The sequence below is a fragment of the Phocaeicola acetigenes genome (genome assembly GCF_027529745.1).
In the GTDB taxonomy this organism is placed as follows: Bacteria; Bacteroidota; Bacteroidia; order Bacteroidales; family Bacteroidaceae; genus Phocaeicola; species Phocaeicola acetigenes.
The window spans coordinates 1-14,556 of sequence record NZ_JAPZVM010000006.1 but is presented as its reverse complement, the minus strand read 5'-3'; the positions used below and the strand labels follow the sequence as shown (position 1 = coordinate 14,556).

Annotated in this window: 10 protein-coding genes and 1 tRNA gene; 3 read left to right on the top strand and 8 right to left on the bottom strand. The window is 38.7% G+C overall.

Annotated features, from left to right (window positions below; translation table 11 throughout):
* Nucleotides 1–3 precede the first annotated feature (3 nt).
* The 4 genes from O6P32_RS08365 to O6P32_RS08350 form a co-directional block, all read right to left on the bottom strand.
* Nucleotides 4–2,691 carry a TonB-dependent receptor gene (locus tag O6P32_RS08365; protein ID WP_269877906.1) on the bottom strand — a complete coding sequence of 896 codons (2,688 nt, stop codon included), beginning with the start codon at nt 2,689–2,691 and terminating at the stop codon, nt 4–6.
* 402 nt (nt 2,692–3,093) lie between these two features.
* Nucleotides 3,094–3,369 carry a Txe/YoeB family addiction module toxin gene (locus tag O6P32_RS08360; RefSeq protein ID WP_269877905.1) on the bottom strand — a complete coding sequence of 92 codons (276 nt, stop codon included), beginning with the start codon at nt 3,367–3,369 and terminating at the stop codon, nt 3,094–3,096.
* Complete coding sequence (locus O6P32_RS08355; RefSeq protein WP_269877904.1) at nt 3,357–3,647, bottom strand: type II toxin-antitoxin system Phd/YefM family antitoxin; 291 nt, start codon at nt 3,645–3,647, stop codon at nt 3,357–3,359. Before O6P32_RS08355 ends, O6P32_RS08360 begins: the two co-directional genes overlap by 13 nt.
* 315 nt (nt 3,648–3,962) lie before the next feature.
* Nucleotides 3,963–4,036: transfer RNA gene (locus O6P32_RS08350), tRNA-Ile, on the bottom strand.
* A gap of 158 nt (nt 4,037–4,194) precedes the next feature.
* Here O6P32_RS08350 and O6P32_RS08345 point away from each other — a divergent pair.
* Genes O6P32_RS08345 through O6P32_RS08335 form a run of 3 tightly spaced genes read left to right on the top strand, consistent with a single transcriptional unit; the run spans nt 4,195 to nt 8,381 of the window.
* The gene (locus tag O6P32_RS08345) at nt 4,195–6,822 is read left to right on the top strand and encodes a calcium-translocating P-type ATPase, PMCA-type (RefSeq protein ID WP_269877902.1); all 2,628 of its coding nucleotides are present in this window, start codon (nt 4,195–4,197) and stop codon (nt 6,820–6,822) included.
* A gap of 7 nt (nt 6,823–6,829) precedes the next feature.
* Nucleotides 6,830–7,444 (top strand): HAD family hydrolase, encoded by a 615-nt coding sequence (locus O6P32_RS08340; protein ID WP_178267056.1) that lies wholly within the window; start codon nt 6,830–6,832, stop codon nt 7,442–7,444.
* Between the two features lie 10 nt (nt 7,445–7,454).
* Entirely contained in the window at nt 7,455–8,381 is a 927-nt protein-coding gene (locus O6P32_RS08335; RefSeq protein WP_269877901.1) for a bifunctional riboflavin kinase/FAD synthetase, read from the top strand.
* Nucleotides 8,382–8,588: 207 nt separating this feature from the next.
* On the opposite strand, the gene O6P32_RS08330 is transcribed toward O6P32_RS08335, so the two are convergent.
* The 4 genes from O6P32_RS08330 to O6P32_RS08315 form a co-directional block, all read right to left on the bottom strand.
* Nucleotides 8,589–9,878: a DUF4302 domain-containing protein gene (locus O6P32_RS08330; RefSeq protein WP_269877899.1), complete on the bottom strand. Its 1,290-nt coding sequence runs from the start codon at nt 9,876–9,878 to the stop codon at nt 8,589–8,591.
* 7 nt (nt 9,879–9,885) lie between these two features.
* Nucleotides 9,886–10,809 (bottom strand): zinc-binding metallopeptidase, encoded by a 924-nt coding sequence (locus O6P32_RS08325; protein WP_269877898.1) that lies wholly within the window; start codon nt 10,807–10,809, stop codon nt 9,886–9,888.
* A 19-nt stretch (nt 10,810–10,828) separates the two neighbouring features.
* Complete coding sequence (locus O6P32_RS08320; protein WP_269877897.1) at nt 10,829–12,436, bottom strand: RagB/SusD family nutrient uptake outer membrane protein; 1,608 nt, start codon at nt 12,434–12,436, stop codon at nt 10,829–10,831.
* A gap of 23 nt (nt 12,437–12,459) precedes the next feature.
* Nucleotides 12,460–14,556: SusC/RagA family TonB-linked outer membrane protein (locus tag O6P32_RS08315; protein ID WP_269877896.1), on the bottom strand; the 2,097-nt coding region annotated here is incomplete at its 5' end.

Sequence of the window (14,556 nt, the reverse complement as noted above, 5' to 3'; positions counted from 1 at the left end):
TAACTATAAATTATATGTTACTCCAATTTCAAAATTAGTACCTCGTTTAAATCGTTCCACCTCTACTTTTTCTCCTGTAGACGGTACTTCCTGTTTAAATATCACAGGCTGATTCAACAAGTCATTTACCTGTAGTTTAAAAGCTATTTTTTCGTTCAGTTTAAAGCTGGTCACCCAATTCAGAGTATGTACAGGCTGCTGCTTCACATCTCCCAATCCAGAAATACCGACCGACTGAATACGTGGTCCTTGTAAATTATATACTAATGCAGCACTCAACTGTTTGACTTCTCCAAATCGCGGGCTATATGTAATATCCGCATTAACCAGATAAGGTGATGCCCCTTGCAGTGCACGCTGTGTATTGGTGTAAGCTCCTCCTTCCGGCAGTTTTACGTCGGTATACATAAAGGAAGCATTCGCACCGAAACGCAAATCGCGAACAAGTTCTTTCCGGAATTCTACCTCCAATCCTGTAGCCATACCATTGCTGGCATTTTGGAAAGAATGTACAGTTGCACCTCCCGCCAGAGTCTGTATCTGTTCAATCGGATTCTCCAAATGTTTATAATAAGCAGTAGCAGAAAACATATCTCCATTATCAAAGAACCACTCGTAACGCAAATCTATATTGTAATTATAACCATTCTTCAAATCTGCATTACCTCGAATCTGTGCAGAACCATATGATTCCTGATAAAGGAATGGAGCCATTTCAATAAATGATGGACGAGTCACTGTACGAGAGAATGAGAAACGAAGATTCTGCTGTTTGTTAAACTGATAACGTAAATTCATTGCAGGAAAAAGATCGTTTGTCTTCAACTCTCTTCGATGACGTTTTCCTCCATCATCCGCATAGTCCACCCACTGGTTACTGCTTTCATAACGAACCCCCACATTCACCAATAAAGCTTCCAACGGGTAAATATCAGCCAACACATATCCTGCATAAATTTTGTTTCCTGCAGTATAACTGTCCTTAGGTTGCTGAGAACGTGAAATAGAAACTTCTCCATTTTCTATTGCTTCCTGATTTAAAAAGCCTGAAGGATTATAAATATCCTCCTCTCCATTTATTGTAGGATTCAGTTTGTTCAGGTTATAATAAAAACGGGTAGAAGCATAATCTCGTGTTTTATCCTTATAAGTAAATCCTGCCTGAAGTTTGTTTTGTGCTCCAAATTTGTATTCCCCAGACAGATTTCCTACCCATTCCTTTTCATCCAATACACCGAAATAACGCATAGTTTCCTGACGGTTTAGTTTGAAAAGATTGATGCTGTTACCCTCACGTATAAACATAATCTGACGACGATCGGGTTCATCACTGGCGGTCTTACTATAAGAACCTCCCCAATTCAAGCTCCATTGTTCTCCAAAAAAGTGTTTTCCATTGAGCTGATGATTTTGAAGACTATAAATATGAGTCACACTATTACTACCTATCAAATTATGGTCTTCATAATCGTACCCTTCCCGGTACATATAAGTATCCACAGCATTACGTGCATAGAAAAAAGTATAGCTCAACTGATCTTGTGTACGGAAACGATATCCCAAACTACCAAGTCCTGCTATTTTCAATTCATTTGAATAGCTGTCATAGCTAAAGTCGTTCAAGGTTGTACCGGTAGCCTCCAATGTACGTACGCTCGAATCAAACATAGCCTGTTGTTCATTACTAATACCTACAGATGCCAATAAACTAAGTTGATTACCATTTACATCGAAGTTCTTGCCAAAGCCAATATTTCCACCAAACTCCGGTAACGCTGTCTTTTTAGATACATCAAAAGTAGTACCGAACAATGAGTTTTTCTTCGCATACTCCTCAAACTCCAACAATTCCATATCACGCAGTTTCTGATCCAAAGAAGGAGTTTTAAACAATGTTCCATTCTGATCCATGCGATACATATCTTTTCCCAGTGTATTAAACTTTCCACCTACATTGAAAGAAACACTGAAAAAATCCTCACCAGTCTGCTCTTTAGTACCAATATCAATATGAGCTCCAGAATAATCAGCAAATGAATTTGCCTCATAAACTTTGCTCACTGTAATATTCTTAACTGTAGAAGTTGGAAACAAATCCAGCGGAATCAATTTATTATCCGGATTCGGAGAAGCAATAGGAAGTCCATTCAATGTCGTCGTGCTATATCGGTCACCCAACCCGCGTACAATAATCTGTCCGGCAGAAGCAACAGATACACCTGTAATCTTCTTCACCCCTTCCTCAACATTGGAGATACCTTTAATACTCATTTCCTTGGAACCAATGTTTTCAATGGCTACACTCGACTTCTGCCGTTCTACCATCAATGCTCTTTCATTTTCCAAGTTTTTTCTTGCCACAACTGTAACTTCCCCCAATTGTTGTTCATCAGATGTCAAGGCAATAACCAATTCCTCTTTATTTCCTTTTTCTACTACAATTTCCTGTGATTTGTAAGATACATATTGTACAAGCAATGTACACGATTTCCCTTTTATATCTTTAATTTCAAAGCAACCGTCTATGTCAGTAATTGCACCAGTAGAAGTTCCCACAACCTGTACCGTAGCTCCAATAAGCGGTTCCTTGGTTGTATTATCTATTACTACACCTTTTACCGTAAATGCCTGAGCACTGACACTTATCATCATTGCCGTGGCTGCCAAACACATTTTACTTGCACCAATCATTCTTTACTCTTTTTATTTTTCTGTCGCAAAAATATTCCGAGTATATTTCTTACAGATTGCATACTGCTGATAATTGGCTTACAGGTTAATTACAATTTCATTACACACCAAATCCTACTAACTCATTAGTAATTAGAAAGTAACAAGAACAAAACAGATGTAACAAAAACAAAACAATTATATTAAAAAAGAAAGAAGGGAAACAAGATAAACTTGCAATCGAAAAAGTAGACATAAAAAAAGAGACTATCAAAATAAAATTTGACTATTATTTTGTCATCTTGAACAAAATGACAATCTCGTTATACTTTCGAGATAGTTTTTGCCAATGACAACCTTTTTGATAGCTAAATTTTATTTTAATAGTCTCTTCCTTCAATACTAATAATATGTGACAGTTTGTTATTTCTTGGAATAATGGTATCTCATAGAGAATATATAAACCTCTATTATATCATCATGCACGGAATAAACGATTCTATGCTCTGCATTGATTCTTCTTGACCATTTCCCTGCCAGTTCATATTTAAGCGGTTCTGGTTTTCCTATTCCTGTGTATGGATGTGCAGCAATATCTTCCAATAAGGTTTTGATTTTATTTAAGATAGCCTTATTCCGACTTTGGGTAAAGTATAGGTATTCTTTTCGTGCCTGTTCTGATAATGTTATTCTGTACATGCTACACGTTTTAAGAAATCCTCTATGCTTTCACCTTCATTCTGAGATACAAAGTTACCGTTCTTAATATCTTCTTCGCCTTTATGTATTGCTTCCATTGTATCGGGTGACGACATGATGTATTCCGTTTCCTTTAGAGAGTTATATTCATCCAAAGAAATCATCACTACTCCTTTGCCATTCCCACGATTGACAACTACAGTATCATAATCGTCAATAACCGCATCAATGTAGCTTTTCAAATTGGCTCTTAAATCTGTGTAATTGGCTGTTCTCATAAACCCTCCTTCGTTATAGTGCAAAGATATGTACTTATTTGCGTACTTACAAATATAAATGGTTAATTATTGGATATTTAAGAAAAGGACAGCCATTTAAGAATGCCCTATCCTTCTCAATCAATAAAGTTTATTTATATCTTTCATCACCATGTAAAGCAGAGTTGATTCCTAAAGCCATTTCTGTAGCACTGAAACAATAGTGAAACAAATGCCTTAAAAGAGGATAAAAACAGGCAAAAGCAACAGCTTGTAATCGGGAGGTTGCACACGAAAAAAAGGTTGTAACAACCAGTGTTACAACCTTTTTCTTTGTGGGCCAGCTAGGGCTTGAACCTAGGACCTCCAGATTATGAGTCTGTTGCTCTAACCAACTGAGCTACAAGCCCTGGAAATTTTAAACATTTCAAAACTGATGCAAAAGTAATGGATTAGGATGAAACCTGCAACATTTAGCAAGGAAAAATTAATAAAAAAAACTAATGCGACAAGACTTATCAATATATGTTGTATTTTTGTTCCACTTAATAATTTAATAATTAGGCATATGTCACAACAGTCAAAAGAAAATCACCTTACAGGCTTGTCAGAACAAGAAGTCCTTGCAAGTCGTCAGGCACACGGCAACAACTTATTAACACCTCCCAAACGCCCTTCCATGTGGAAGTTATATTTGGAGAAATTCCAGGATCCGGTAATACGGGTATTGCTGGTTGCAGCATTTTTTTCTCTGATTATTTCCTTTATAGAAAGCGAATATGCTGAAACCATTGGTATCTTTTTTGCCATCTTTCTGGCTACCGGAATCGGTTTCTATTTTGAATACGATGCCAGCAAAAAATTCGACTTACTGAATGCAGTTGGAGAAGAAACCCCCGTTACAGTTATCCGTGACGGGAAAATACGCGAAATTCCCCGTAAAGACATTGTAGTAGGCGATATTGTCATATTGAATACCGGCGAAGAAATACCTGCCGATGGAATTCTGATAGAGGCTGTATCACTCCAAGTGAACGAATCAAGTTTAACAGGAGAGTTAATGGTCAACAAAACAACAGATGAAGCTCATTTCGATGAAGAAGCCACCTACCCGTCGAATACTGTTATGCGCGGTACTACCATTACCGACGGACATGGAGTGATGAAAGTAGAACGAGTAGGAGATGCAACCGAAATTGGGAAAGTAGCCCGTCAGGCAACCGAACAAAGCGGAGAACAAACCCCACTCAACATCCAGCTTACCAAACTGGCCAATCTGATAGGAAAAGTAGGATTCACCATTGCGACCCTTACCTTTCTTACTTTTACAGCCAAAGACCTTTATGCCTATCTGACTACGACTCAAGTCACCGGATGGCACGAATGGCTGGAAATAGCCCGTATCGTACTGAAATACTTCATGATGGCTGTTACCTTAATCGTAGTAGCAGTTCCCGAAGGATTACCGATGAGCGTTACCCTCAGTCTGGCACTCAACATGCGCCGTATGCTGAAGACCAATAACCTGGTACGCAAAATGCATGCCTGCGAAACCATGGGCGCCATTACCGTAATCTGTACAGATAAAACCGGAACACTGACACAAAATCTGATGCAGGTATACGAAGCACAGCTCGACGAGAGTCATCCGGAACTGATAGCAGAAGGTATTGCAGCCAATTCAACCGCCTTTTTGGAAGAAAAAGGCGAAGGCGAAAAACCTTCGGGTGTAGGAAACCCTACAGAAATAGCTCTTTTGTTGTGGCTCAACAGCAAAGGAGAAAACTATATGCAACTTCGTGAAAATGCCAAAGTAGTCAACCAACTTACATTCTCTACCGAACGTAAATACATGGCTACCTTAGTAGATTCTCCTATCCAGAAGAAGCGAGTACTTTATATTAAAGGAGCTCCCGAAATCGTCATGAGTAAATGTAATCTGACTTCTGACGCTATCAATCAGTATAATGCACAGCTATTGGCTTACCAGAACAAGGCAATGCGTACCTTAGGCGTAGCTTATAAATACATTCCCGATGGGGCCTCAGAAGATTGTGCCGAACTGGTAAACGAAGGAGGAATGACCTTCATTGGTATTTTCGCCATCAGCGACCCGATTCGTCCCGACGTTCCCGAAGCAGTAAAACGCTGCCAGTCTGCCGGAATCGGTATTAAGATTGTAACAGGAGATACTCCGGGAACAGCTACAGAGATTGCCCGCCAGATTGGTTTGTGGAAACCGGAAGATACGGAACGTAACCGAATAACCGGAGTCGAGTTTGCTGCCCTAACCGACGAAGAAGCATTAGAACGTGTACTCGACTTAAAAGTCATGAGCCGTGCCCGTCCGATGGATAAGCAGCGTCTTGTACAATTGCTCCAGCAAAAAGGAGCAGTCGTAGCTGTTACAGGTGATGGTACAAACGATGCCCCTGCCCTTAACCACGCCCAGGTCGGCCTGTCTATGGGTACCGGAACGTCAGTTGCCAAGGAAGCCAGCGACATTACCTTGCTCGACGACTCGTTCCACAGTATCGCTACAGCTGTAATGTGGGGACGATCACTCTATAAAAACATACAGCGCTTTATCGTGTTTCAGCTTACTATCAACGTAGTCGCTCTACTCAGCGTACTGTTTGGTGCATTCTTTGGTACAGCACTTCCTCTTACTGTAACCCAAATGCTATGGGTAAACCTGATTATGGATACTTTTGCTGCCATGGCATTGGCATCCATCTCACCCAGCATGGATGTCATGGACGAAAAGCCACGTCGCCGAAGCGATTTCATCATTACCCCTGCCATGCGCAACAACATTTTCGGAGTAGGATTGGGATTCCTTGCTATCCTAATGGGGCTTTTGGTTTATTTCAATCATCTTCCAGGAGGAATGGATACACATCACCTCACCATATTCTTTACCATCTTTGTCATGCTGCAGTTCTGGAATCTGTTTAATGCCAGTGTATTCGGAACCAACCATTCTATTTTCCGCGATGCCAGTCATGCATTGGGAATGCTGAGTGTAGCAGCTATTATTCTGATTGGCCAGATTATTATCGTCACCTTCGGTGGAAAAGTATTCCGAACAGAACCGCTTCCAGCGATAGAATGGCTCTACATTATAGGAGCAACTTCTGCTGTGTTGTGGATAGGTGAATTATGGAGAGGTATCAAACGTCTTACTAAAAAATAATACAGCGATGAATTCAAACATCCGAAATATTATCTTCGACTGGGGAGGCGTTTTGCTGGACCTTGACGTAGAAGGTTGCATCCGTGCTTTCGAAAAAGCCGGAGCAACCCACATCAAAGAACTGCTGAACGGAACCAATGAACTTGGTGTATTCAAAGACTATGAATGTGGCAAGATAGATACTCCCGCTTTCCGCAAAGAAATCTGCCAACTCATAGGAACAGAATTGCCAAACGCAGAAATAGATCGTTTATGGAACAGTGAACTGCTCTCTATTCCTCAAGAAAAACTGGAACTATTACAGAGCCTGCATTCCCGTTATAACCTTTACCTGCTCAGCAATACCAACGAACTGCATTGGGAACATGGTTCAGCTTATGCATTTCAGCATCAAGGGAAAGACCTTAAAGACTGTTTCAAACAGATTTTCCTATCATTCCGTATGGGATTGGCAAAACCCGATCCTGCCATCTTCCGTACAGCACTGCACGAAGCCGGATTATCTGCCGAAGAAACTCTTTTTATTGATGATGCAGAAATAAACTGTCAGGCTGCAGCTTCAGTAGGCATACATGCAGTTCATTATATACCCGGAACAGATTTAAACAAAATATTCGAATAATTACAGTACAATGCAAATTATCACAGACGCCATACAGTCCTTCTCTTTTCCTCCATGTGCAGCCACTATCGGCTGTTTCGACGGTGTACACCGCGGCCATCAGTACTTGCTCCAACAGGTAACCGAAGTAGCCCGGCAAGAAGGTCTGTGTACGGCGCTGATAACGTTTCCGGTTCATCCACGCCAAGTAATGCAAAGTGACTATCAGCCTCAACTACTATCTTGTCTTCCACAAAAGACAAATCTCATACAGTCACTTCCCGGAGATTATTGCATCATGCTGCCTTTTACTCACGAACTCTCTTGCCTCACTGCACGCGAATTCATGCAGTTTCTTCACCAGCAATACAACGTACGTACCCTGGTAATAGGCTATGATCATCGTTTTGGTCACAACCGAAGCGAAGGTTTTGAAGACTATTGCCGCTATGGTGAAGAATTACACATCAAGGTAGTTCAGGCACAAGCTCTGACGGAAGAAAACATATCCATCAGCTCTTCTGTAATCCGTGCCTTACTAAAAGAAGGAAACATAACACAAGCCAACCACTACCTAGGTTACTCCTATTATTTAGACGGTACAGTAGTAAACGGGTATAAGGTAGGCCGTAAATTAGGATTTCCTACCGCCAACCTTCTTCCCTCCTGCCCCGACAAACTGATTCCAGCCGAAGGGGTATATGCAGTATATACTTATATCGAAGGACAACGGTACAAAGGAATGCTCAATATCGGCTGCCGACCAACAGTTCATAATGGAACAAACCGTTCCATAGAAGTCAATATACTCGATTTCTCGGGTGATATCTACCATAAACAAATGCGTATTGAGTTTCAGCACTTCATCCGTAAAGAGCAAAGTTTTCCCAATCTTGATGCCCTGATTGAACAACTGAAAGAAGACAGAAATACAGTTTCAGAACTGCTCACTCTGTAAATTTCATTTCTACATTATTTTTACAAAAAGTGCTTTCATCCTTCTTACAGGCAGGATGAAAGCACTTTCTGCATAATAAAAGTTCTATATGTAATTCATATCCATTAGTAATTCTATAAAAAAGGTGTGCAGCCGCTTTTTCACAAAAACGACTGCACCAATATGTAAACTTTATATAAGAGAGAAAATTATCTTATTACATTTTTATTATTGAGCTGGATATCCAAATAATGTTTCTTGATTTGTAACTACAATCACATTACTTTCATTACCAACTTCTGTCATAGTCATAACTGTAGGTTCATCTGGATCATTGGGCACAACCTTCCAATTCATTGGGGCCCCCATTCCTGCTACAGTTGTGAAAAGCTTAGATCCACCTCCATTCCAACAAGCTACACCAAATTGGTCACCAGAACCTGTTAAAGTCAAAGACACCTCATCATTACTTATCACTTTAGTATCCAATAACAAAGCTCCATATCCTTGTCCTGCCAAAATATTCAAAGCATTATCAGTATAAATATAGCTACCTATAATAAACGCCATTGGATATGCTCCAACTACACTCTTTATGGCTTCACATCCAGCACTTGCATTCTTCTGATTTGCTGTTCCAAGCCCTTCATAAGTTACAAACCAAGGACCATTGGATACAAACAGCTGAGCAGGAGGTGTAACGGCCTTTGTCAATACAACTTTACCATCACGAGACTTCAACGATTTTGTATCTCCATCAAAAATCAGGTCATGTACCTCTATTCCTCCTAAATTCATTGAAGAATACATTTTTACTCCTTCTAAAGTCTGTATATAAGGATAAGACTCTGTAACAACCTTACCTTCCTCTTCGTAAGAATATACGAAAGTTCTATAAGAACGAGATATAGAATAAACTTTTCCATCTACTTCATACTCATAAGCCTTGCTCATCTTTCCTTCTGAAGCCTGTACACCATTCAAATAAGTATCCCATACAGTTTCTTCGGACAAAGGAGTCATCACAATTTTATTTTTTGTTTTCTTCCCTTGCAAAATAATTTCTTCTTTTGAAGCAGACATTATAGTAAATTCAAAGTCGCCTTCCATTCCGTCACCATCTTTACCCACATTTGCCGGATTATCAGGATCAGAGAAAAAATGAAATACCTCATTATATGTATCCACACTTAATATAGTACCTGAGCTTTGGTATAACTTATAAGTACTTTCCGATACCTTTCCACTGCCATAGACATCACTTGAAGCCTGCATCTTTCCATCTTTCGTAAAAGATACCAATATATTATAGCCTCCATAAGCCTGTAAAGCATTGGGATAATATTCCATTAACCAACCATTTGATGCACCTACTAATATTTCTTGATAGGATTTCATTGCAGCTTCAATTCGATTGGCCGAAGAATCATCAAAAATATCATCTTGTTCAGGGGCACATGCACTGAGTACAAACATAAGACTCAGTATTCCCCATAGTATATTACTTAACTTCTTCATAATTCCATCAATTTAAGTTTTTTAAATCCAATGTATATATTTCCTGAGTACGCCGCTGTACCACGTCACGTAAAGTCGTCAGGTCAATATTCCATTTAGTAAGGAAATATTCCTTTACAATATCAAACTTAGCTTCAATTGTTTCTTTTCCAGTCGAATCATATTGTCCTGTAGGATTACCCTCATTATCTAAAACAGGTACAACACCTAAATCAAGTTGTGCTTGCCAGGCTTCTTCTGTACTGGTTACATAGATACTGGTCAACTCTGCAAAATCTTCTCCTTCTTCTTTACTGGCATAACCGGAAATAAATCCTAAAGCAGGAGCATCATTATCATTCAAGTTAACCCAGTCAGCAGCTTTATACTTTCCCTGTGATACCAGATTAAAGTCTGTAGTATATTCTTTCAGCTGATTTAAGATATGACAAAACTCATGATGCATTGTTTTAAAAAACCAATAATTCAATACATCCAAATCAATATTGTCTACGTCTATTTCATTTACATTATACAATGTTACTTTTATACCTCCTTCAGCAACTCCCAATGTCACAGACTCATCTTCATTATATGCTTTTGAACCAATCAACTGCATGACACGCAAACAGTTTTCTTTCATAAAGTTTTCTCCTGCAACCTCATTATAAGAATCCAGCCATACATGCTGAATCAATTTTGCCAAAGCGATAGATTTATCATAGTCGGCAGGAATCAAATTATAAGTCATATCTGATTCCTTATCATCGTAGCGATATTTAAAATCTATATTATAAGGTATTACATAATTCTGTACTAACCACTTGTCGAACTCATTCTGTTCAGCAACTGTCTCACTTTCAAAGATACTCTTTGAATCAAGATCGTCTTCACTACAAGACCATACAAATAAAGCCGTAGCTAATACTAAAAACAATTTTATATTTTTCATAACCTTCTCTTTTTAAAGTTTATCTTGGATTAGGAGTCAATCCACCTCTAATTACATCTTTAGGCAACTGAATAGCACGACGTGGATCATCTACTTTCAAAATATCAGCACTCAATCCATCACGATTATGACCTACCTCAATTCCGTAACGTTTGATATCAAACCAACGAGAACCATCATGTAAAGTTTCCAAACGACGGAAATGTAATACACAATGAATGAAATTCTCCTGTTCACCTGCCTCCACCATAAAACCTTGTGGATGTAAAGTTTTCTTAATGGTTCCGACAGATTCACCATTTACAATAGCTTCAATTGGAGAATAAGGAATATCAGTAAAGAAATCATTAACTCTTTCTCTTGTCAGCTCTGGTAAATATCTCAAAACTCCCCGATTATCACGATAGGATGCATAGCAATGTCCACTCTGCCAAATATTCAAATCGGCTGCTGCCTTATCATATTCCTTAAGAAAAGCATAGGCTTCTGCACGACATAATAATGTTTCATCAGCAGAAAAAGCTACATGGACAATATGTGGATAACCAGTACCATTAATTTTATCCGTTTCTTCCCAAAACTCAGTAATCTTTGGGAAACGTACACACTGATTACCGCCATACAAAGTAGAAATATAAAATCCACTTGATCCACCTGTTCCCCATGGTCCTGTAGCCCAATAAGTTTCATTTGTACAAATAGGACGAGCATGGTTATAGCGTTGTTCCATACCAAGCATACAGCGCCCAGCAGCTGAATAAGCTGGCAACATTAAAAAGTTTGCTGTTTCACTAGTTCTTATATATTCATTAGAAATATCATCGGCACCAAATGCAGTATATTTTATCATCTGACGAGTTAAAGAAGCAGGAGAAGCTCCCAACGCCTTCGTTGCATACTCTACCACTTTATTATAATTTGACTTATCGGCCTTCACATAAAATAAGTTGAAACGAGCTGCAAATGCATAAGCTGCTTTGACATTAAAATGATACTTAGGTACCGTATAAATTCTATCATCAACATAAGGTAAAGCCGCTTCAATATCTGCATTGATTTTGCTATACAACTCTTCCAGAGTTCCACGCTCATAAGTTTGTTCAGGCTTCGTTTCAGGAGCACTTGCATAAGGCAAACCCATATCTTTACTTGCTGTCTGCGGATTATAAGGCAGACAGAAAACATTAGCCAGCATAAAGTGTCCATACGCACGGCAAAGCAAAGCTTCTGCACGTTGTGGGGCCAATCGCTCTGGATTTCCCATCTCTTCAATAGCGACCAGTGCTTGATTGGCTGCAGCTATCGCACTATAATATCCCTGCCAAACAGAATTTGGATCATCATTTCCCGAACTCTCAGAGCTTGTTTCCCACAAATAAGTTTCTTCTGTAATAGGATAATAATGATAAATATTATATGCTTTTCCATTATCCATCACATTATCTGTTCCGTATTCTGTAAGCAGAATGGAAGAATGTGTAGGATATGCAGAAACCAATATGGCTGTAATCTTTTCATCTGAGTTCAGCTCTGCACGATTATCTGGCATTGTATCCAGAAAATCCTCACACGATGTTAACCCTAATGCGAGTCCTATTGCAGCACTATAAATATATGTCATCTTCATATTTAAATCTCCTCTCTTTTAAATTAAATACCCAATCTCAGCGTTAAAGTAAATTGCTTTGGTACAGGAGCAGCTACTCCACCGGTATTAAAGAACTCAGGATCTTGTCCATTCAATTTACTATCTGCATAAATCAAGAACAGGTTAGTAGCCTGAAGTTTCAAAGACAGATTACTGATTTTTGCTCCGGAAATCCATTTTTTCGGGAAATCGTACGATAAAGAGATTTCCTTCATTCTAATAAAATCACCTTTGGCAATACGATCTGTAGAATAGTTATATGCATTATAAGCTTTATTCAAATAGTTATCATCTTGATTAGTACGTTTGTCTGCGATAACAGGAATTGTAGTATAAGCTTCATCTCCTGTATTAGTCCATCTGTTTTTAAATTCTTTTGGCATAGCATCCATATCAGAATATTCATTACTAAATGCTGGATCCAAACGAATTACATTTCCAAATGAATAGGTCATAAAGACATTCAACTTCCAATTCTTATATCTGAAAGTATTACCAAAACTACCAGTAAATGTAGGATCTGTAGGTCCTTCATAAACCAAATAATCCTTTATATCTGTCTGGAAATCAATATCACTTACTGTCAGCTGCCCCATTTCATTAATAAATGTCGGAAGTCCATTTTCATTCAGACCACGATAATCGATTGAGAACAAAGAACGAACCGGATAACCTTCCATTGCAAATCCCTGTCCAGTAATCATATCAATAACTTGTTTGGAACTTTCAAGATCTGTTACTTTGTTTCTTGCATGAGAAAAGATGAAATCTGTATTCCAAGTAAAATCCTTAGTTACAATATTTTTAGTCGACAAAGTAAACTCCTCACCACTTGATTCCATACTTGCCACGTTAGCATATTTGGCTATTTGTCCACCTACACCCATCGTATTCAGTATACCAATCAAATCGTAGTTATTACGCTTATACCAGTCAAAAGCAAAATTGATTCGATTATCAAGGAAACCGATTTCAGCACCGATATTCAACTCATGTTTCTTTTCATAAGTCAGTTCACTATTTTCTGAATCATAAATTTCCAATCCAGATTCTTTTACATCTGTGAAGGGACGCCAAGGGTTATAACTCTGAATAACGACACGTGAGTTTGTTACATTAGTAGGACCTCTGTCGGCAGTCAAAGAATAAGAAGCTTTCAATGTCAAATTAGACAATGCCGGTCTCAGATTTTCAAACCAACTTTCTTCATGCATGTTCCAAGCTGCAGAAATATTCCAAGTCGGAAGCCAGCGTGCGGCACGACTCTTACCTAATTTATTAGAACCTTCATAACGAATGGTTCCATTCAACGTATATTTTCCTTGATATGAATAAGTAGCAGTTCCAAAGAAAGCAACTTCACGAGAGCGAGTATATTCTACTGTATAATAATCTGTATTGGCTTCATTTCCCTGTTTAAAGAACAAGTAATCGTATGCAGGAAGCATACCCATACCATATTGCATACCCACACCATTAAACCAGGTTTGAGAACGATTCAATGCATTTACCTCCATACCACCAAAGAAGTTGAATATATGTTTTTCATTGAATACATCATTATAACTTGCAGTAGCACGGAAATCCCAACTATTCATACTATATTTTGTTTCACGGTAGAAACCACCGACTGGCAGTACAGATACAGGTAATGAGTTTGCTTTATCAGGATCCGTATACAGCCAAGGGTTTGCATTACGCATGGTAGCATCATCCATAGCACGATAAGCCCATGCTTGATTAGAATAATCTGTAATAGAATGAGATTGAGTAGTAGTAGAAAACTTATAAGCACCCAATGCTGATAATTCAATCTTCTTAAACGGTTTCCACTTCAACTCACCTTGAAACTTCATATCAATTACATCCAAATTCATATTATTATTGTCCAATTCATGCAAAATATTAAACGGTGCATAGTTACGAACATAATATTCATTCGGATCCAATGTACGAGAAGTATTCAATGCATAAGAATATGGATTAATATCAAACTCGCGTGTTACTTCACCAGTCACAGCATTAGCTTCTGAGCTCATTGCTCCAGGAGCTTTCTGCTTACGATAAGAAGCATTACCTATCAAATTTAATGATAAATT